23 protein-coding genes are annotated in these 19387 nt (G+C 32.6%); all 23 read right to left on the minus strand.

The window, feature by feature from the left end:
• Positions 1 to 2 precede the first annotated feature (2 nt).
• Positions 3 to 1253 carry a UDP-N-acetylglucosamine 1-carboxyvinyltransferase gene (murA, locus tag KQI42_RS01800; protein ID WP_216516133.1) on the minus strand — a complete coding sequence of 417 codons (1251 nt, stop codon included), beginning with the start codon at positions 1251 to 1253 and terminating at the stop codon, positions 3 to 5.
• A gap of 16 nt (positions 1254 to 1269) precedes the next feature.
• Positions 1270 to 2058 (minus strand): YwmB family TATA-box binding protein, encoded by a 789-nt coding sequence (locus KQI42_RS01805; protein ID WP_216516134.1) that lies wholly within the window; start codon positions 2056 to 2058, stop codon positions 1270 to 1272.
• 148 nt (positions 2059 to 2206) lie between these two features.
• Entirely contained in the window at positions 2207 to 2617 is a 411-nt protein-coding gene (locus tag KQI42_RS01810) for a F0F1 ATP synthase subunit epsilon (protein WP_216516136.1), read from the minus strand.
• 2 nt (positions 2618 to 2619) lie between these two features.
• Positions 2620 to 4017: a F0F1 ATP synthase subunit beta gene (gene atpD / locus KQI42_RS01815; protein ID WP_216516138.1), complete on the minus strand. Its 1398-nt coding sequence runs from the start codon at positions 4015 to 4017 to the stop codon at positions 2620 to 2622.
• Positions 4018 to 4036: 19 nt separating this feature from the next.
• On the minus strand, positions 4037 to 4894 hold the full coding sequence (gene atpG, locus KQI42_RS01820) for an ATP synthase F1 subunit gamma (protein ID WP_216516140.1): 858 nt from the start codon (positions 4892 to 4894) through the stop codon (positions 4037 to 4039).
• A 28-nt stretch (positions 4895 to 4922) separates the two neighbouring features.
• Positions 4923 to 6425: a F0F1 ATP synthase subunit alpha gene (gene atpA, locus KQI42_RS01825; protein WP_216516142.1), complete on the minus strand. Its 1503-nt coding sequence runs from the start codon at positions 6423 to 6425 to the stop codon at positions 4923 to 4925.
• Between the two features lie 18 nt (positions 6426 to 6443).
• On the minus strand, positions 6444 to 6986 hold the full coding sequence (locus KQI42_RS01830; RefSeq protein ID WP_216516144.1) for a F0F1 ATP synthase subunit delta: 543 nt from the start codon (positions 6984 to 6986) through the stop codon (positions 6444 to 6446).
• Positions 6974 to 7486: a F0F1 ATP synthase subunit B gene (gene atpF, locus KQI42_RS01835; RefSeq protein WP_216516146.1), complete on the minus strand. Its 513-nt coding sequence runs from the start codon at positions 7484 to 7486 to the stop codon at positions 6974 to 6976. Before atpF ends, KQI42_RS01830 begins: the two co-directional genes overlap by 13 nt.
• 63 nt (positions 7487 to 7549) lie before the next feature.
• On the minus strand, positions 7550 to 7834 hold the full coding sequence (gene atpE, locus KQI42_RS01840; protein WP_216516149.1) for an ATP synthase F0 subunit C: 285 nt from the start codon (positions 7832 to 7834) through the stop codon (positions 7550 to 7552).
• Positions 7835 to 7868: 34 nt separating this feature from the next.
• Complete coding sequence (gene atpB / locus KQI42_RS01845; protein ID WP_216516151.1) at positions 7869 to 8537, minus strand: F0F1 ATP synthase subunit A; 669 nt, start codon at positions 8535 to 8537, stop codon at positions 7869 to 7871.
• A 75-nt stretch (positions 8538 to 8612) separates the two neighbouring features.
• Positions 8613 to 8984 carry an ATP synthase subunit I gene (locus tag KQI42_RS01850; RefSeq protein ID WP_216516153.1) on the minus strand — a complete coding sequence of 124 codons (372 nt, stop codon included), beginning with the start codon at positions 8982 to 8984 and terminating at the stop codon, positions 8613 to 8615.
• Between the two features lie 5 nt (positions 8985 to 8989).
• Positions 8990 to 9217, minus strand: coding sequence for an AtpZ/AtpI family protein (locus KQI42_RS01855; protein WP_216516155.1), 228 nt, complete (start codon positions 9215 to 9217; stop codon positions 8990 to 8992).
• Positions 9218 to 9481: 264 nt separating this feature from the next.
• Entirely contained in the window at positions 9482 to 10837 is a 1356-nt protein-coding gene (locus tag KQI42_RS01860; protein ID WP_216516157.1) for a short-chain fatty acid transporter, read from the minus strand.
• Positions 10838 to 10944: 107 nt separating this feature from the next.
• Positions 10945 to 11604, minus strand: a complete 660-nt coding sequence (locus KQI42_RS01865) for a 3-oxoacid CoA-transferase subunit B (RefSeq protein ID WP_216516158.1) — start codon at positions 11602 to 11604, stop codon at positions 10945 to 10947.
• On the minus strand, positions 11604 to 12260 hold the full coding sequence (gene atoD, locus KQI42_RS01870; RefSeq protein WP_216516159.1) for an acetate CoA-transferase subunit alpha: 657 nt from the start codon (positions 12258 to 12260) through the stop codon (positions 11604 to 11606). The genes KQI42_RS01865 and atoD overlap by 1 nt, the downstream gene beginning before the upstream one ends.
• A gap of 160 nt (positions 12261 to 12420) precedes the next feature.
• The gene (locus KQI42_RS01875; RefSeq protein WP_216516160.1) at positions 12421 to 13599 is read right to left on the minus strand and encodes an acetyl-CoA C-acetyltransferase; all 1179 of its coding nucleotides are present in this window, start codon (positions 13597 to 13599) and stop codon (positions 12421 to 12423) included.
• 182 nt (positions 13600 to 13781) lie between these two features.
• Positions 13782 to 13922, minus strand: a complete 141-nt coding sequence (locus KQI42_RS01880; RefSeq protein ID WP_216516161.1) for a hypothetical protein — start codon at positions 13920 to 13922, stop codon at positions 13782 to 13784.
• A 28-nt stretch (positions 13923 to 13950) separates the two neighbouring features.
• Positions 13951 to 15363, minus strand: a complete 1413-nt coding sequence (locus KQI42_RS01885; RefSeq protein WP_246565997.1) for a sigma-54 interaction domain-containing protein — start codon at positions 15361 to 15363, stop codon at positions 13951 to 13953.
• 15 nt (positions 15364 to 15378) lie between these two features.
• Entirely contained in the window at positions 15379 to 16482 is a 1104-nt protein-coding gene (wecB, locus tag KQI42_RS01890) for a non-hydrolyzing UDP-N-acetylglucosamine 2-epimerase (protein ID WP_216516396.1), read from the minus strand.
• Positions 16483 to 16516: 34 nt separating this feature from the next.
• Complete coding sequence (locus tag KQI42_RS01895) at positions 16517 to 17545, minus strand: glycosyltransferase family 4 protein (protein WP_216516163.1); 1029 nt, start codon at positions 17543 to 17545, stop codon at positions 16517 to 16519.
• A 249-nt stretch (positions 17546 to 17794) separates the two neighbouring features.
• Complete coding sequence (upp, locus tag KQI42_RS01900) at positions 17795 to 18424, minus strand: uracil phosphoribosyltransferase (protein ID WP_216516165.1); 630 nt, start codon at positions 18422 to 18424, stop codon at positions 17795 to 17797.
• Positions 18425 to 18489: 65 nt separating this feature from the next.
• On the minus strand, positions 18490 to 18927 hold the full coding sequence (gene rpiB, locus KQI42_RS01905) for a ribose 5-phosphate isomerase B (protein WP_216516167.1): 438 nt from the start codon (positions 18925 to 18927) through the stop codon (positions 18490 to 18492).
• A gap of 12 nt (positions 18928 to 18939) precedes the next feature.
• Positions 18940 to 19386 carry a low molecular weight protein arginine phosphatase gene (locus KQI42_RS01910; protein ID WP_216516169.1) on the minus strand — a complete coding sequence of 149 codons (447 nt, stop codon included), beginning with the start codon at positions 19384 to 19386 and terminating at the stop codon, positions 18940 to 18942.
• Between the last annotated feature and the right edge of the window lies 1 nt (position 19387).

Genomic DNA, 19387 nt, shown 5'->3' on the forward strand with positions numbered 1-19387 from the left:
TATTAAACTCTATATATCTTTGCTCCTAATTTAGCAAATTTTTCTTCAATACCGTCATATCCCCTATCAATATGATGAATATTTCCAATCTCTGTAACTCCATCAGCTACTAATCCAGCTAATACCAAAGCTGCACCTGCTCTTAAATCAGAAGCTTTAACTGGCGCCGACATTAAATTATTAACACCTTGTATAATTGCACTTCTTCCATCAATCTTTATATCTGCACCCATTCTCTTAAGTTCATCTACATGCATAAATCTGTTTTCAAAAACGGTTTCAATAATAACACTTGTTCCTTTACAAATACTCATTAAAGCCATAAATTGAGCTTGCATATCTGTAGGAAATCCAGGATAAGGTAAGGTTTTAATATCTACACATTTAAGGTTCGGTCCACCAATAACCCTAACTTTATCTCCATTTTCATATATTTGACATCCTGCCTCTTTTAATTTAGCAATTACCGGTTTTATATGACTAGTAATAACATTTTCTACAGTAATATCTCCTCCAGTAATAGCACTAGCTACCATGAAGGTTCCTGCTTCAATTCTATCAGGAATTACAGAATGAGTAGCTCCACCAAGGTAATCTACTCCTTTAATTCTAATAGTATTGGTACCAGCACCTTTAACATCCGCACCTAGTTTATTTAAAAAGTTAGCAAGATCAACAATTTCTGGTTCCATAGCTGCATTATCGATAATAGTCTCACCTTTAGCCATAACAGCAGCCATCATTATATTTTCTGTAGCTCCAACGCTTGGGAAGTCTAAATAAATTTTATCTCCTATTAATTCTTCAGCATAAGCTCCTATATTTCCATGATCCACATCTATTTTAGCACCTAAGGCTTTAAATCCCTTTAGATGCAAGTCGATTGGTCTAGTTCCTATAGCACAACCTCCCGGTAGTGAATTTTTAGTTTTACCCAATCGGGTCAATAAAGGTCCCATGACTAAAAAAGATGCTCTCATTTTACTCATCAACTCATAAGGTGTTTCAAATTTATTAATATCACGAGAATTAATTTTTATAATTCCTTTATCTAAATATTCAACTTTAGAACCTAAAGAAGATAATACTTCACAAATTATATCTACATCTTTTAACTTTGGTACATCTTCTAATATAATATCCTCTGTTCCCAATAAAGATGCAGCTAATATAGGAAGTGCAGAATTCTTAGCACCACTTACTCTTACTGTTCCTTTTAATGGGGGGCTCTTCTCCACCATTATTCTTTCCAAACAAATCCCTCCTAATCTAATAGCCAATGGTTATTATAGGTGTTCCTATCCAAAAATAAGTTTTATCTTCGTATTCATTATACCTTATTGCCACATTTAAGTTAACCTTTTTATTCCCAGAATAGATAAATTTATCTATATAGGGCGTATAGGCTGTAAAGCTTACAATAGATGGATCAACGTATTTCTCTTTAATCTTCCCTTTAGCTTTTTTAATAGCTTTAATGGCCTTCTCCTCTCTAACATTCCCTTCTAATTCTCCATCAAAAGTTCCTATTATGCAAGTGGTAATTTCTGCAGGCTTATTAAAGTCTGTAAAAATACTTTCCATCTCCTCTATTATACCATTTAAATCTAAAATTTGCTCTTTTTTAATTAAATTTATAAAAAGACTAGTTTCTCCTTTAGTAGTTTCTTTATCTAAATAAGAAGATAGTATAATAGTTGTAGGATTCATATTAGTGTCATATCCGCAAATAGTTAATTGATTAAATCCTTCTTCTTCTATAAATTCTTTTGAATAATAATTACCTTCTAGAGGATAATCTCCCCTATTCTCCTCTAGCTTTTTCCCAACTATTCCGATTTCACTTTTTAGTTTTTCTCCCATTGATTCCATTGTATATCCATCTATGAATTCATTAATTATAACTCCACCAATATTAATATCCCCTTCTAAAAATTCTCCACCTGCTTCTTTTAAGATACCCATTAATAAATCTTGTTCACCATCTTTTTTATCTGCTAAAGAAAAAACTGGTATTAATAAGGAAAAAATAATAGCCCACAATAAAAACTTTTTCATAACTTCCCCTCCTTATACATTTTAAGGAAAAGGTCTTTCTATAAAAATGTAAAGGGGGACAAAACATTTTTAACATAAAAAGTACCCTTTCCTATGATAAAAGTATTGCCAAGAAAGGGTACTTTTTATACCTTGTTAATTTATTTAATTAATCAATTCTTTTTAATTTTCCAACTTCTATTCTATTTAAAGCTCTTTGTAAAGCTAATTGTGCTCTTGCCACATCAATCCCATCAGGTCTTTCTTTTAATAAAACTTCTGCTCGTTTCTTAGCAGCTTCTGCTCTTTCGATATCTATTTCTTCTGGCCATTCAGCAGCTTCTGTAATAATTGTAGTCTTATGATTTTCTACACTTATATAACCATCAACTACAGCAGCCACCTTTTCTTTACCATCTTGAAATATCCTTATTTTTCCTATTTTTAACGGAGTAATCAAAGGTGCTCTATCCTTCAAAATAGCTAGATCCCCTTCAATACCTCTAACTATAACCATTTCCACTTCTTCAGAAAAGAAGGACCTATCTGGGGTTACAATTTCTAGATGGAATACAGACATGATTAACCCTCCATTTTCTTAGCATTTTCTATAGCTTCATCAATGGTTCCTACCATAAAGAAGGCAGTTTCTGGAATATCATCATGTTTTCCTTCAAGAATTTCTTTAAATCCTCTTACAGTTTCTTTTATTGGTACATATTTTCCTTCCATACCAGTAAACTGTTCTGCTACAGTAAATGGTTGTGACAAGAATCTTTGAATTTTCCTTGCACGAGCAACAGTCAATTTATCATCATCAGAAAGCTCATCTATACCAAGAATAGCTATAATATCCTGTAAATCCTTATATCTTTGAAGCACCTCTTGAACTCCTCTAGCTACTTCATAATGCTCCTTACCAACAACTTCTGGGTCTAAGATTCTAGAAGTTGAATCTAATGGATCTACTGCAGGATAAATACCTAGTTCTGCGATTTGACGAGACAATACAGTAGTAGCATCTAAGTGAGCAAAAGTAGTAGCTGGTGCTGGGTCTGTTAAGTCATCAGCAGGAACATATACAGCTTGAACAGAAGTAATTGAACCCTTCTTAGTAGAAGTAATTCTCTCTTGAAGCTGCCCCATTTCTGTAGCCAAAGTTGGTTGATAACCTACGGCACTAGGCATTCTTCCAAGTAAGGCAGATACTTCTGAACCTGCTTGAGTAAATCTAAATATATTGTCTATAAATAATAAAACATCTTGGCCTTCTTCATCTCTAAAATATTCAGCCATAGTAAGACCTGTTAATCCTACTCTCATTCTAGCTCCTGGTGGCTCATTCATCTGACCAAATACTAAAGCTGTTTTGTCAATAACTCCAGATTCAATCATTTCATGATATAAGTCATTACCTTCTCTAGTTCTTTCTCCTACACCTGTAAATACAGACAAACCACCATGTTGAGTGGCTATATTGTTTATAAGTTCTTGTATAAGAACTGTTTTTCCTACACCTGCACCACCAAATAAACCAATCTTACCACCTTTAGAATAAGGTGCTATAAGGTCTACAACCTTTATCCCCGTTTCAAATATTTCTCTAGAAGTTTCTTGTTCTTCAAAAGATGGGGCTGGTCTATGAATTGGAGACAATTTAGAAGTTTTCACTTCTCCCTTACCATCTATAGGTTCTCCCAATACATTAAACAATCTTCCTAAAGTTTCCCTGCCTACAGGAATAGCAATAGATTTTCCTGTATCTATCGCTTCCATTCCTCTAACCAATCCATCTGTTGAATCCATAGAAACACATCTAACAGTGTCATCACCCACATGCTGAGCTACTTCTACAATTATTTTTTCTCCACTTTTATCTATTTCAATAGCATTTAATAGCTCTGGTAGATTATCTTCACTAAATCGAATGTCAACTACGGGGCCGATAATTTGAACAATTTTACCTATGTTCTTTTCCATATCCCCACTCCTTTCTCTGTTACTTAAGAGCTTCAGCACCTGTAACAATTTCTGATATTTCCATGGTAATAGCTGCTTGTCGAGCCCTATTATAACTAATCTGTAGTTCTTCAATCATTTCCTCAGCATTATCTGTAGCAGATTCCATGGCAGTTCTTCTAGCTCCCTGCTCACTACAGGAAGCTTCTATTAAAGCTCCATAAATACTGCTTTCAATATATTTTGGAATCAAATAATCAAGAACTTCCTCTGGAGAAGGCTCAAAATCTGTAATAGATCCTTTTGTCTTCTCACCTTCTTTAACTTCTTCACTAGGAAGTAGTCTAAGAATTTTAGGATCTTGAGAAATAGTAGTTATAAATTGAGTATATACAATTTTAATTTCATCTATTTCCTTATTTTTATAAAGTTTTAGAGCCAATCTGCCAATTTTTCTAGCATCAGAAAAATCAGGTTGTTCTGTAATACCTACAAACTCACCTACTACATTGTAGCCTTTTCTTCTAAAATAATCTCTGCCCTTCATTCCTACAACAATTAAGGATACTTCTTCTTTCTTTTCTCTTATTTCACTTTCTGCTAAACGAATAATATTCGAGTTATATCCTCCTGCTAATCCTCTATCAGCAGCTACTATAATATATAAGGATTTCTTCACCTCTCTAACCTCTAGTAAAGGATGATTTAGATTCCCTGCAGTTCCTAAGATTGATTGAATGTTTTGAAGCACAGTATTATAATAAGGTCTAGCTTTTTCTAGCTTTTCCCTAGCTTTTCTTAGTTTTGCCGAAGACACTAACTCCATAGCTTTCGTAATCTGTTTTGTATTACTTATTCCTCTTATTCGCCTTTTAATATCTCGTGTTGATTCAGCCAAAAATATACACCCCCGCTTCTAAGGGAATTTAAAAGTTCTTCTTAAATTCAGTAATAGCTATTTTTATTTTTTCTGTATTTTCATCAGTTAAGTCTTTAGTCTCTTTAATATTATCAACTATTTCAGGATAGTTATTATCCACAAAGTTTAAAAATTCTTTTTCAAATTGACTTACTCTTTCCACAGGTATATCAGAAAGATATTTATTAAGAGCAATATAAAGAATAATAATTTGATGTTCTACACTCATAGGGTTGTATTGAGGCTGTTTTAAGATTTGCATAATTCTTTCCCCTTGGTGTAATCTATCTCTAGTTTCTTTATCTAGCTCAGAGCCAAATTGAGCAAAAGCAGCCAGTTCTCTATATTGAGCAAGTTCAAGTTTTAGTCTTGAAGCAACCTTTTTCATTCCCTTAATTTGGGCAGCTCCCCCAACCCTAGATACAGAAAGTCCTGTGTTAATAGCTGGTCTTTGACCTGCAAAGAACAAGTCTGTTTCTAAGAAGATTTGCCCATCAGTAATGGATATAACATTGGTTGGAATATATGCCGAAATATCTCCAGCTAATGTTTCAATAATTGGCAGTGCGGTAATAGATCCTCCACCATATTTTTCATCTAATTTTGCTGCTCTTTCAAGAAGTCTTGAGTGAAGATAAAATACATCTCCTGGGAAAGCTTCCCTTCCTGGTGGTCTTCTTAAAAGTAAAGACATTGCTCTATACGCAATAGCGTGTTTGGATAAATCATCATATATAATTAAGACATCTTTTCCATTATCCATAAATTCTTCACCCATAGTAACGCCAGCATAAGGAGCTATATATTGTAATGGTGCTAGCTCACTTGCAGTAGCAGAAACTATTATGGTATAATCCATAGCACCTTGTTTTTCAAGAACATCAACTATTTGAGCTACAGTAGATCTTTTTTGACCAATAGCTACATAGATACAAACAACATCTTGACCTTTTTGATTTATTATTGCATCTATAGCTAAAGCAGTCTTACCTGTTTGTCTATCTCCAATTATAAGCTCCCTTTGACCTCTACCAATAGGAAACATAGAGTCAATAGATTTAATTCCTGTTTGTAAAGGTTGGTTAACACTTTTTCTAGTGATAACCCCTGGAGCTATTCTTTCAATAGGTCTAAACTTATCTGCTGTAATAGTTCCCTTGCCATCAATTGGCTGACCAAGAGCATTAACTACTCTACCTATCATTACATCTCCTACAGGAACTTCTACAATTCTACCTGTTCTTTTAACAGTGTCGCCTTCTTTAATAGCTCTATCGGAACCTAAAAGTACACAACCAACGTTGTCCTCTTCTAAGTTTAACGCCATACCATAAACCTCACCAGGAAATTCAATAAGCTCTCCTGCCATACAGCCTTCAAGCCCATGAATTCTTGCAATACCATCTCCAACTTGGATAACAGTACCTATATCAACCATATCTAATCTTTTTTCATATTTTTTAATCTGTTCCTTAATAATAGAACTGATTTCTTCTGGTCTTAACTCCATTTTATCACCTCAACTTCCCTATAATGATGCACCTTTTATAACTCTTCCAATAGATTCAAGTTGACCTTTAAGAGTTCCATCTATTAGTTTGTTTTCAACTTTTAAAAGAACTCCTCCAAGAATAGTATTATCTACTACATTGATAAGCTCAATATTCTTATTTAGTTTATTAGATAAAACAACTGAAAGTTTATCTTGAGCATTCTTATCCATAGGAACTGCTGTTATTGCAGTAACCTTCATAATATTTTCATGTTCGTTAAACAATTCTTTATAATAATTAGCTATCTCTAGAAGATGGCTATCTCGTCTTTTGTCAATAAGTACGTATATAAAGTTAATCATTTCCCCAGACGCCTTATCTTTAAAAAGACTGTTGATCAGATCCTTTTTCTCATCCTTGTTTATCTTTGGATGATTTAATATCTGAAGTAATTGAGGTTCCTCTTCTAGTATTCTTTTAATAAAGTCTAATTCTTCATTAAACTCTTTTATCTTATTTAATTCTAAACCAGCTTCAAATAAGGCTGAAGCATATCTTTTGCTCACTAGCTTTGCCATTTTGATTTACCTACCTCATCAATAAATTTATTGATTAAGTTTTTCTGAGTATCCATATTAACTTGTTCTTCCATTATCCTAGAGGCAATAAGGATAGCCATTTCTCCAGCTTGAGATTTTACATCTTGAAGAGCGATTTCCTTTTCTCTAGCAATTTCTTTTCTAGCTTTATTTATAATGGTTTCAGCCTCTAATTTTGCTTCAGCAATAATATCTTCTCTTACTTCTTCACCACGTTTTCTTGCATTTTCAATAATTTGCTGACTTTCTAACTTAGCTTGGTTAATTCTGCCTTCATAATCTTCTTTTAAATGTACAGCTTCTTCATTTAAAGCTTTAGCTCCATCTAAATCTCCTTGAATCTTCTCTTTCCTAGCATTTAGAAAGTTTGAAACTGGTTTATATAGAAATTTTCTAAGCATTAAATAAAGTAATAACAAAGCTGCCCAAGCAATTAGCATAGAAGATAACTGGGGCAAAGCTCTAACTTCAATATCCATAAACTAACCTCCTTCACATAAGGGGTACTTTGAGATGGGAAAAGCACCCATCTCCCTCCTAAATTATAGTCCTAGATTTAAATAAGCTGTAAGCAGTGGTCTAACAAATAGTAAAATTATAGCAATAACTAAACCATAAATACCAGTAGTTTCTGCTACGGCTTGACCTAAAAGCATGGTTCTAGTAATATCCCCTTGTGCTTCTGGTTGTCTTCCTACTGCTTCTGCAGCATGACCAGCAGCATGACCTTGACCGATTCCAGGTCCAATACCTGCAATCATAGCTAAACCTGCACCAATAGCTGAACATCCTAATATGAAAGCTTCACTTGTAATTCCTTGTAACATTTTATTTCCTCCTCCCAAATTTTCAAAAATTGTTTTATTCTGCTGCACCACCTATGAATATCATAGATAGCATTATAAATATAAAGGTTTGTAATACACCAGAGAACACGTCAAAATAGGCATGTAACGGTGGTGTTATAAGAGGTGCAATATAGCCCAACGCATTATATAATAAGGCCATAATAATACCTCCACTCATTATATTTCCAAAAAGACGGAAGGATAATGAGATTGGGTTTGCTAATTCACCAATAACATTTAATGGAGTTAAAAAAGCCATAGGCTCAGTAAACCCTTTAAGATACCCTAATAATCCACCTGCATTTTTAAAGCTCCAATACTGTGTCAGAACAAAGGTTATCAATGCTAGGGAAAATGTAACAGAGTAATCAGATGTAGGCGGTGAAAATCCTAACAATCCAAATAAATTAGCTACTATTAAAAAACACATAATAGTTAGAATATAGGGTGCAAACTTCATATTTTGAGGTCCCATAGTATCTTTTACCAATCCTTCAACAACATCAACCAATGCTTCTATCACATTTAAGAAATTTGAAGGTGCTTCATCGATACTTGCTTTTTTTATCTTTTTATTGACTACTAAAGCAAATATTATAAGCAATACTGTTACAACCCAAACATTAACGATGGTATCAGGGACAATTATATCTTTACCTGCAATTCGTATTAATAATTCCAAATATCTCCCTCCTTTCCTAAAAATTTTAATATATTTAGTATATCATATTTCCTAAATGTGATATAAAAGTAATTATTATTTTCCAAAATTTTTATCGAATATGGTTGAAGTCAATATAACAATTTTAACCATTAATAAACCTAGTACTGCAGCAGGAAAATTCAAGTAATTAGCCAAAGCTGCTACACCTAAGACTATAGCGTATATAAAATATCTAATAAAATAATGAAGTGTTGCATAGCTAGAGGCTTTAGCTGGTGGCATCTTTACAGATTTATTAATAGTATTATCTAACAATTTGAAAGCTAATATACTTATCAATGTTCCAAATACATATCCTAAGACAATAGGTTTTGGTTCTTTAAAAACAAATGCAATTACTCCAATAACAAGAAGGCTGAATATAGCAGTTCTTCTCACTACTTTAAAAACTAAATCATTATTCAATAAAATCACTTCCTCTTATTTTTCTGCCATCCGCCAAGTTTAAAAAGATTTAAAAAACCTGCACCAGCACCCAAGATAATAAAGACTATAATAAATATACCCTGAGTTCCTACTTTCTTATCAATAAATTGTCCTATAAATACTCCAAGCAATATGGGAGTTATGACAGAAATACCAATCTGACTAATCAACCCTAAATTTTTTAGTACATCTTTATAGTCTTTTTTCTTCATAAAAAACACCTCAGACAAAAAATCGTTTATTTTTTAACATTTGTTTTTGCTTGTCTATTTTCCAAATATAATTACTACTATACACAATTTAAAAGCATTATGCAAACAATTTATTCATTAATTTTATTGATAATTAACTAAATAGTACTAAAGGAATATATTTATTTAAAATATAATTTGAATATTCTTTATTAATATGAAATTGAAGAAATTTAATTTAAGTATTGCAAAAGGCTCTTGATGCATCAAGAGCCTTTTATTTTTTTATAATAATAAGAAAGATAAACAAATTATAATTCCAGAATAGATTAGGTCTATTAAACAGAAACCCATAATATCTCTAGCACCTAATCCTGCAATACCTAAAGCTGGCAAAGCCCAGAATGGTTGAATCATGTTAGTCCATGCATCTCCCCAAGCTATAGCTAAAGCAGTTTTAGCCGCTGGTACACCTAAAGCTGCTCCTGCAGGCATCATAATAGGAGCTTGAACTGCCCATTGTCCTCCACCTGAAGGTACAAAGAAGTTAACTATTCCTGCACTTAAGAAAGTAAATAGCGGGAAAGTTCTAGCTGTTGAAATATTAACAAATCCATTGGAAATAACTGAAGCCAAACTTACTCCATCAGCACCTGCACCAGTCATCATACCCATGATTCCAGCATAAAATGGGAATTGAAGTATAATACCAGATGCACCTTTGGTAGCCTCTCCAATAGCATGGATGAACCTCCTTGGTGTTTGATGGAATAACATCCCAAAAGTTAAGAATATTAAATTAACAATATTTAAGTTTAAATCAAATCCTTTTTCAATAAAGTAGTAAACAATATAAATGAAACTTAAAGCAAAAGTAACATAGTTAATCATCTTGCTGTTTTCTATTCTATCAGCAGGAGTATCATTTTTCATAAAGAAACTATCATCTTCTGTAGCTGCTTCTTCCAATAACCTTTTATCAACAACTACTGCAAATTTCTTTTCAGGATGCATAGCTTTATTAACTAAAGGTAATGTAAATATTAGTCCAAAAGATATAATTAAATTTAAAGGTGAAAACATTGTTTGTGTAGTTGGAATAGATTTTGTTACTATGCCAGCAGTCATACCAGCTAGATCATTGCTTGCAGTAGCCAAAGTTAAAGGAATGGACGCAGAAATTCCTCCATGCCACACTAAGAATCCTGAGTAAGCACTGGCAATTAATAATCTGTAGTCCACATCATCTACTTGTTTAGCTAATTCTCTAGCATATAAAGCACCGATTACTAGACCAAATCCCCAGTTAATCCAGCAAGCTATTGCTGATACAAAAGAAACTGCAAGGATTGCTTGTGTAGGAGTTTTTGAGAAACTAGCTAACTTTCTTAGTCCCTTCTTAATTGGAGGTGAACTAGCTAAAGTATGACCAGTAACCAATACTAGAACCATTTGCATCGAAAAGGCTAACAAACTCCAAATACCATTACCCCAGTGATTTAACATGGATATAAAACTTTGTCCTGTAAAAGTTACGCCTAAAACTAATGTTATAATTGTTAGAAAAATAGCAAATATAAATGCATCGGGTAAATACTTTTGCACTAGTGTTACACAGGCATTGGTAAATTTCTTAAACATTTTATAAAACCTCCTTTTCCATTGTTAATATAATTTTATGTTAATAAATAGATAAACTACAGGATTAAGTAACACCTAACCAGCGTTAGGTGCTACTCATATTCCAACTATATCTCCATTTTTACTAAATCTTCAGCAATGATTAGCTCAGCTTCAGTAGCATTTTTAACGTCTTCTATTGTAAATTCTGGATTAATTTCTTTTAAAACTAAGCCTTTATCAGTAACTTCTATAACTCCCATTTCTGTAATTATCATATCTACTTCGCCAGCTGCTGTTAATGGAAGGTTACATTTTTTAAGTATCTTATGATTCCCTTTAACAGTATGTTCCATAGCAACAATTACTTTTTTAGCTCCAACCACAAGATCCATAGCTCCACCCATTCCTGGAACCATTTTTCCTGGAATCATCCAGTTAGCTAGATTTCCTTCTCCATCAACTTGTAGAGCTCCTAAAACAGTAAAGTCTACATGACCTCCACGGATAATTCCAAAAGAAGTAGCACTATCAAAGAACATTCCTCCTGGAATAATGCTTGCAGGTTGACCTCCTGCATTAACTATATATGGATCTTCTTGTCCTTCCTTAGGTGCTGGTCCTAATCCTACGAATCCGTTTTCTGATTGGAAAAATACATTAGTTCCTTCTGGTACATAGTTAGCTACTAGCGTTGGTAAACCAATACCTAAATTAACTACATCCCCATCTTTTAATTCTTTAGCCACTCTCTTAGCAATAAATTCTTTTATTTGATTTTTATCCATTATTTGTCACCTCCATCAACAATATAATTTACAAATAATCCTGGAGTAACAACATGATTTTGGTCTATTTCTCCAACTTCTACTATCTTATCAGCTTCAACTATAACTAAATCTGCTGCAGCTGCCATTAATGGATTAAAGTTTCTAGTAGAACCATAGTAAGAAATGTTTCCGTATTTATCTACAGTATTTCCGAATATTAAAGCTACATCTGCTCTTATAGGAAGTTCTAATAAATAAGTTTTTCCGTCTATCTCAATTTTTTGTTTTCCTTCTTCTATAACAGTACCAACTCCTGTTGGAGTCAATATTCCACCCAAACCAGATCCTCCTGCTCTAACTCTTTCAGCAAGAGTTCCTTGAGGTACTAAATCTACTTCCATTTCTCCTGTATTCATTTGTCTACCTGTTTCAGGGTTTGTCCCAACGTGGGAAGCTATTAATTTTTTAATTTGCTTATTAACAACTAATTTTCCTACTCCAAGCTCAGGGAATCCTGAATCGTTACAAATCAATGTTAAATCTTTAACTCCTTTTTCAACCAATGCATCAATAAGTTTATGAGGAGTACCACACGCTAAGAAACCGCCAACCATAATAGTCATACCATCTTTAATATGACTTACAGCTTCTTCAATGGTTATTACTTTGTTCATAAATCCCACCTCCGTTGTATTGTTTTTACTAAGATCATTATATCAATTTGTGATAAAATAGTCAAAGTTCAAATATAAGCTTTATGTCGATTTTTCAGATAATAGGAAGGTTCTTCTGTTAATTTTCTTAGACAAAAGATACCTTCCTAATTTTATTTAACTATCTTTTTACAACTAAAGCTATACCTTGACCTCCACCAATGCATAAAGTAGCTAAACCATTCTTAGCATCTCTTTTATCCATTTCGTGTAATAAGCTAACTAAAATTCTAGCTCCACTTGCTCCTATTGGATGACCTAATGCAATAGCTCCACCATTAACATTAGTTTTTTCTGTATCTAAACCTAATTCTTTTATTACAGATAAAGCTTGAGCTGCAAAAGCTTCATTAGCTTCTATTAAATCTAAATCTGCTACAGTCATGTTAGCTTTCTCTAAAGCTTTTCTAGTAGCTGGAATTGGTCCTGTTCCCATAACTGATGGCTCTACTCCTGCTGAAGCATACGCAGCAATTGTAGCTAACGGTTTAACTCCTAATTCTTCAGCTTTTTCTTTAGACATTACTACTATTGCAGCTGCTCCGTCATTAATTCCTGAAGCATTTCCTGCAGTTACTGTACCATCTTTTTTAAATGCTGGTCTAAGTTTAGCCATAGATTCTATAGTAGCACCAAATCTTGGGTATTCGTCAGTATCAACAACTATCGGATCTCCCTTTCTTTGAGGAATTTCCACTGGAACGATTTCATCTTTAAATTTGCCATTTTTAATAGCTTCTTCTGCTCTATTTTGGCTAACTAAAGCTAGATTATCTTGTTCTTCTCTTGAAAGATTCCATTTTTCTGCAATGTTTTCTGCAGTAATTCCCATATGGTAATCATTAAATACATCCCATAGTCCATCTTGTACCATATAGTCTACAATAGATCCATTACCCATTCTTTGTCCCCATCTAGCACTCTTTAGTAAATACGGAGCTTGAGACATATTTTCTGTTCCACCAGCTAAAACTACATCAGCTTCTCCAGCTAAAATAGCTTGTGCTGCTAATGCTACTGTCTTAAGTCCTGATCCACAAACTTTATTTACTGTAAATGATGGTACTTCTACTGGAATACCTGCATGAATTGAAACTTGTCTTGCTACGTTTTGTCCAAGTCCAGCTTGAAGTACATTACCAAATATAACTTCATCTACTACATTTGGCTCAATATTAGCTCTTTTCAAAGCTTCTTTAGCAACTATAGTACCTAATTGTACTGCTGAAACATCTTTAAATTTTCCTCCAAAAGCACCTATAGGAGTTCTAACTGCACTTGCGATAACAACTTCTCTCATCTTTATACCTCCCAGTATTTATATATTTATTTTATTATCATGGATTACAGATTGTTTTCCTTTACTCTATTTATATAGCAAATAGCATGCCAATATTATTATTAAAATTTTTTTATGAAAATTACTGTAATCCACTGAATTCTAAAGACAAATAACAGATTGTGATTTTTATAACATATTGATCAAAATACAAAGTGTAGATTATTATCTACACTTCTAAACTTAATGTTACCACAGCTTAATTGACCTATTGGAAGTATTACATAGACTTTTTCATCAGACATTTTTCTGTAAATTGATGTATCCAAAAGTATACATTTCATAAAAAAATGTAGTCTTTATTATACACAATTAATAATAATCTTCCATTTCATATTTTTCCATCTTCTTATATAAGGCAGTCCTATGAATTCCTAGCTTTTCCGCTGCCAAGGATTTATTTCCATTAGTAAGAATCAAAGCCTTTCTTATAGCTTCTTTTTCTGCCTCTCTAATTATATCCTTTAAAGGTTCAACTTCCTCTTTATTACCTAAATTATAATTAATTCTATTAAGAACCCTTTCTGGCAAATGTTCAGGTAGAATAAGGGTTTTTGAAGAAAGGTTAATGGCTCTTTCTAAAACATTCCTTAGTTCTCTAACATTACCTGGCCAACTATATCTTCTAAGAATCTTAATAGTTTCTGGTGATAACTCTTTTTCTTCTGTTCTCATTTCTTTAATTAAATATTCTAAGAGATTTTCTGCTAACAGGGAAATATCTTCTGGTCTATCTCTTAAAGGTGGAATATCTATAGTTATAACATTTAACCTGTAATATAAATCTTCTCTAAACTTGCCTTTTCTTATTTCTTCTTCAATATTTTCATTAGTGGCAGCAATCACTCTAGCATCTAAATCAATTTTTTTATTTCCACCAATTCTTTCAAATTCTTTAGCTTCTAAAACTCTTAAAAGCTTTGCCTGCATTTCCATAGGCATAGTTCCAATTTCGTCTAAAAAAATAGTGCCACCTGTAGCCAATTCAAATTTTCCCGGCTTTCCTTCTTTTCTGGCTCCAGTAAAAGCTCCACCTTCATAGCCAAATAATTCTGATTCTAATAAATCTCTGGGAATAGCAGCACAGTTAATAGGAATAAAGGCTTCTGCTTTTCTATAACTAGCTTTATGAATGGCATGAGCAAACATCTCCTTACCTGTTCCACTTTCACCAGTAATAAGCACAGTAGAATTAGATTCAGCTGCCTTCCTGCCTACCTTTTTTAAATATTCCATCTTACCATTACGAGTAATAATACTATCAAAGGAATACCTGGTTCCTTGAATCCTCTCAATTTCTCCTCTGTATTTATTAATCTTGCTTTGCAAATCCAAAAGTTGATGAGCTAATTCCTTGACTTCACTAACATCCTTAAATAAAACAGTACCTACTCCACCTATTATCCTACCATTTTTAACTATAGGAATACGGTTAGTAATCATGTCATGACCTTGGATTCTTTGAACATCTCTTAATTCTTTAACTCCTGTCTTAACTACAATATGCATTCTAGTGTTTTCAATAACCCCTTCTACAGGCTTTCCAAGGGCATCTTCTTCTTTTATTCCCATTAACTTTTCATAATTCATCTTAACTATTTTTCCTTGGTTATCTACCAATACATAACCTTCGTAAGCATAATTAAGTATATCCTCAAGCATATCTAAACTGTCTTTTAGTTCTCTTAACTGAAATTCTAGTTCTTCTTTGGCTTTCTTCTTCAATTTATCACCTCTAATTTAAAGGTTCCAATTTTCAAGAATAATATCTACTATCCTCTCTGAAGCTTTACCATCACCATAAGGATTTACTGCATTTGCCATTTTATTATATTCATCTCTATTAGATAATAAAAGATCTAATTCATCAAATATCTTATTATAACTTGTACCTACTAATTCAGCTGTTCCAGCTTCTATTCCTTCTGGTCTTTCCGTTTCTTCTCGAACTACAAGTACTGGCTTTCCTAAACTTGGTGCTTCTTCTTGCAGTCCTCCAGAATCAGTAACTACTATATAAGCTTTTGCCATAAGATTTGTAAAAGGTTCATAATCCAAAGGATCTAATAAATGTATTCTTTTATTACCACTTAAAATCCTATTAGCTATATCCCTTACCTTTGGATTTAAATGAATTGGAAAAACTACCTCTACATCCTCATGCTTTACCACTATATCTCTAATAGCAGTAAAAATATTTTCCATAGGTTGTCCTAAGTTTTCTCTTCTATGGGAAGTCAGTAAAATTACCTTCTTCTCCTTATAATCTAGCTTATTTAATAGAGGTATGTCAAAGGTATAATCTTCCTTTACAGCATATTTTAAAGCATCTATTACTGTATTTCCTGTTATAAATATTTTTTCTTCTGGATAATCTTCTTTTAATAAATTTTGTCTGTTTTTTTCTGTAGGAGCAAAATGATAATCTGTTAAAATTCCAGTTAGTTTTCTATTAGCTTCTTCAGGATAAGGTGAATAAAGATTTCCACTACGTAATCCTGCTTCCACATGTCCAATTTTTACCCTTTGATAAAAAGCAGCTAAAGCTCCTGCAAAAACTGTAGTAGTATCTCCTTGAACCAATAAAACATCTGGTTTTTCATCAATTATAACCTTTTCTAAGCCTTCTAAAGCCTTAGTAGTAATCTCTGTTAAAGTTTGTCCATGTTTAAATATATTTAAATCATAATCAGGCTCAATTTCAAAAAGATTAAGAACTTGATCAAGCATTTCTCTATGTTGAGCAGTAATACATATTATACTTTCAATTTCTTCTCTTCTTTCCATTTCTTTAACTATTGGAGCCATCTTAACTCCTTCAGGCCTAGTTCCAAAAACCGTCATGACTTTTAATTTTTTCAATGGTTAATCTCTCCTTTTATTTCTTCTTAGATCCAAATAACCCCATTTTAATTGCAACAACAACAGTTATAAAAAATAAAACTACTGACAAATATACTGCCTGCTTACTATTATATTTTGCTACTAATACAGCAAACAAACCAAATATACCACTTATTCCATAAAGAGTTAATACTGTTTTTCTCTGTGAATATCCTCTATTAAGCAATCTATGATGTAAGTGACCTTTGTCTGCAGACATTATAGACTGACCATTAAGCAATCTTCTAAATATAGCAAAAGTAGTATCAAAAATGGGTACCCCTAAAATCAGTATAGGAACTATAATAGCTATGGTAGCAACACTTTTCATTACACCTTCTATGGAGATAGCTGCTAGCATGAAACCTAAGAATAAAGCTCCTGTGTCTCCCATAAATATTTTAGCTGGATTAAAATTATAAGGTAAGAATCCTAAACAACTACCAGCTACAATGGCAGATAAAATTATAATATTACCATATCCAAATTTACTAGCTACAAGCATTAAAGATAAACTAGAAATCATTGCCACACCTGCAGCTAATCCATCTAATCCGTCGATTAAATTTAAAGTATTCGTTATTCCTACTACCCAAAATAATGTAATAGGTATAGATAACCATTTTAAATAAAGTAAGGCGCTTTCACTGGAAAAAGGATTGGTTATAAAATCTACCTTTACATCTCCTAATATAAGGACTAAGCCTGCTGATAACTGAAATACAATTTTCATCTTTGGACTTAAGCCTTTTAGATCATCGATAATTCCTGATATAAGAATTATAGTTCCTCCAATAATAATAGAAATTAAACTCTTATCTATTGGTAGTAAAGTTAATGCTGAAACTACAATGGCAATATATATAGCTACACCTCCCATTAGAGGCATCGGTTTATTATGTACTCGTCTATCATCCTTTGGAATATCTATGGCTCCAACTTTAAATGCCAACTTCCTTACAATAGGTGTCATAATTAATGATATAATAACTGCTTCAAAAAACGGTATTATAAAGTTTTCCATGTCCCTTATCTCTCCTTCATTCTAGGTTTCTAGTTAAAATTTTATATTAGAATAGATAATAAGTCAATTAATATCATATATATGAATTTCATGGGAAAACAATATAATAAATTATGTAAACTTATAAACTATGTTAATATATTAACATAGTTTTCAAAAATAATAAAGTCTTATTCAATATTTTTATATAAAAACTTTTAATAAAAAATGAGTAATTAAATCTAGATTTAATTACTCACTTTTTATTACTTATTTTGTTCCGAACAATCTATCTCCTGCATCTCCTAAACCAGGAATTATATATGCATGATCGTTTAACTTTTCATCTACACCTGCTACATAAATATCTACGTCTGGATGGGATTTTTCAACTTCTTCTATTCCTTCTGGTGCAGCAATTAGGCAAACCAATTTAATAGAAGTAGCTCCTCTTTCCTTTAAAAATTGAATAGCTGCTACAGCTGATCCTCCCGTTGCCAACATTGGATCTAAGACTATTAATTCCCTTTCCTCTATATCTTGAGGCAATTTACAGTAGTATTCTACTGGCTTTAAAGTTTCTGGATCCCTATAAAGTCCTATATGTCCTACCTTTGCAGCTGGTATAAGATTTAACATTCCATCTACCATTCCTAAACCTGCTCTTAGTATAGGCACCAATCCTACCTTTTTACCAGAAATTACTTGAGATTTCATCTTTGTAATAGGAGTTTCTATTTCAATTTCCTCTAAAGGAAGATTCCTAGTTACTTCATAAGCCATTAGCATAGAAACTTCCTTAACTAGCTCCCTAAAATCCTTAGACCCTGTATTCTTATCTCTAATAAAAGTAAGTTTATGTTTAATAAGTGGATGATCCAAAATTACAACATTACCCATATAAAAAACTCCTTTCCTGTTCTTTTCTATTTTCCTATTTAAAACCTATACGATTATATCATAATTTAGCCTTCAATATCACTAATTTTATTTATTCTTCTTTCATGTTTTCCACCTTGAAATTTTGACTTAAGCCAAACAGATACTATCTCCATGGCTAAATCTCTGCCTATAACTCTTCCTCCCAAGGCTAAAATATTAGCATTATTATGTTCCATACTCATTCTAGCAGAATAGGTATCGCTACATAAAGCACATCTAATTCCTTTAACTTTATTACATGCTATAGATATACCTATACCTGTGCCACAGATCACAATGGCTTTTTCAATTTCTTTAGTCGCTACTGCTTCTGCTACCTTTTTTGCATAATCAGGATAGTCAACTGAATCTATAGTATTTGTACCATAATCTACGTATTCAATACCTTCTTCTTTTAGATAATCTTTAATATATTCCTTTAATTCATATCCAGCGTGGTCACTACCTATTCCGATTTTCATCTAAATGCCCTCCTAATCATTTAATTTAACAATAAGTTGATTTATACTATCAGTAAGTTCATTTTTAGTCCTGCTATAAGCTGCTATACCTCTGCCAAATGGATCTATTACATCTCCATCTACTCCATAAGCATATTCTTTTAAAGTAAAAATTTTTTCTTTGGCAAAGGGAAATTTTCTTATAAGAACATCTTTATGGCTATAAGACATGGTTATTATTAAGTCTGCTTCTTCCATAAGTTTTTTATGAACTAAACTAGCCCTATGATTAGAAATATCTATACCACTATATTCCATTACCTCTATAGCTTCTCTAGATGCTTTTTCTCCATCATAGGCAAAAACCCCTGCAGATTTAACCGTTATTTCCATTCCTTTTTTCTCTGCCATATCTCTTAAAATACCCTCAGCCATAGGACTTCTACAGGTATTCCCCGTACAAACAAATAGTACATTCATC

It is taken from the genome of Tissierella simiarum, assembly GCF_018917865.1.
In the GTDB taxonomy this organism is placed as follows: domain Bacteria; phylum Bacillota; class Clostridia; order Tissierellales; family Tissierellaceae; genus Tissierella_C; species Tissierella_C simiarum.

Excerpts from the sequence above, each read along its gene's own strand:
- KQI42_RS01805 (WP_216516134.1), bottom strand. The coding sequence starts at position 2,058 with ATGAAAAAGTTTTTATTGTGGGCTATTATTTTTTCCTTATTAATACCA.
- KQI42_RS01810 (WP_216516136.1), bottom strand. The coding sequence starts at position 2,617 with ATGTCTGTATTCCATCTAGAAATTGTAACCCCAGATAGGTCCTTCTTT.
- atpD (WP_216516138.1), bottom strand. The coding sequence starts at position 4,017 with ATGGAAAAGAACATAGGTAAAATTGTTCAAATTATCGGCCCCGTAGTT.
- atpA (WP_216516142.1), bottom strand. The coding sequence starts at position 6,425 with ATGGAGTTAAGACCAGAAGAAATCAGTTCTATTATTAAGGAACAGATT.
- KQI42_RS01830 (WP_216516144.1), bottom strand. The coding sequence starts at position 6,986 with ATGGCAAAGCTAGTGAGCAAAAGATATGCTTCAGCCTTATTTGAAGCT.
- atpF (WP_216516146.1), bottom strand. The coding sequence starts at position 7,486 with ATGGATATTGAAGTTAGAGCTTTGCCCCAGTTATCTTCTATGCTAATT.
- atpE (WP_216516149.1), bottom strand. The coding sequence starts at position 7,834 with ATGTTACAAGGAATTACAAGTGAAGCTTTCATATTAGGATGTTCAGCT.
- KQI42_RS01855 (WP_216516155.1), bottom strand. The coding sequence starts at position 9,217 with ATGAAGAAAAAAGACTATAAAGATGTACTAAAAAATTTAGGGTTGATT.
- KQI42_RS01860 (WP_216516157.1), bottom strand. The coding sequence starts at position 10,837 with ATGTTTAAGAAATTTACCAATGCCTGTGTAACACTAGTGCAAAAGTAT.
- KQI42_RS01865 (WP_216516158.1), bottom strand. The coding sequence starts at position 11,604 with ATGGATAAAAATCAAATAAAAGAATTTATTGCTAAGAGAGTGGCTAAA.
- atoD (WP_216516159.1), bottom strand. The coding sequence starts at position 12,260 with ATGAACAAAGTAATAACCATTGAAGAAGCTGTAAGTCATATTAAAGAT.
- KQI42_RS01875 (WP_216516160.1), bottom strand. The coding sequence starts at position 13,599 with ATGAGAGAAGTTGTTATCGCAAGTGCAGTTAGAACTCCTATAGGTGCT.
- KQI42_RS01880 (WP_216516161.1), bottom strand. The coding sequence starts at position 13,922 with ATGAAATGTATACTTTTGGATACATCAATTTACAGAAAAATGTCTGAT.
- wecB (WP_216516396.1), bottom strand. The coding sequence starts at position 16,482 with ATGACGGTTTTTGGAACTAGGCCTGAAGGAGTTAAGATGGCTCCAATA.
- KQI42_RS01895 (WP_216516163.1), bottom strand. The coding sequence starts at position 17,545 with ATGGAAAACTTTATAATACCGTTTTTTGAAGCAGTTATTATATCATTA.
- upp (WP_216516165.1), bottom strand. The coding sequence starts at position 18,424 with ATGGGTAATGTTGTAATTTTGGATCATCCACTTATTAAACATAAACTT.
- rpiB (WP_216516167.1), bottom strand. The coding sequence starts at position 18,927 with ATGAAAATCGGAATAGGTAGTGACCACGCTGGATATGAATTAAAGGAA.
- KQI42_RS01910 (WP_216516169.1), bottom strand. The coding sequence starts at position 19,386 with ATGAATGTACTATTTGTTTGTACGGGGAATACCTGTAGAAGTCCTATG.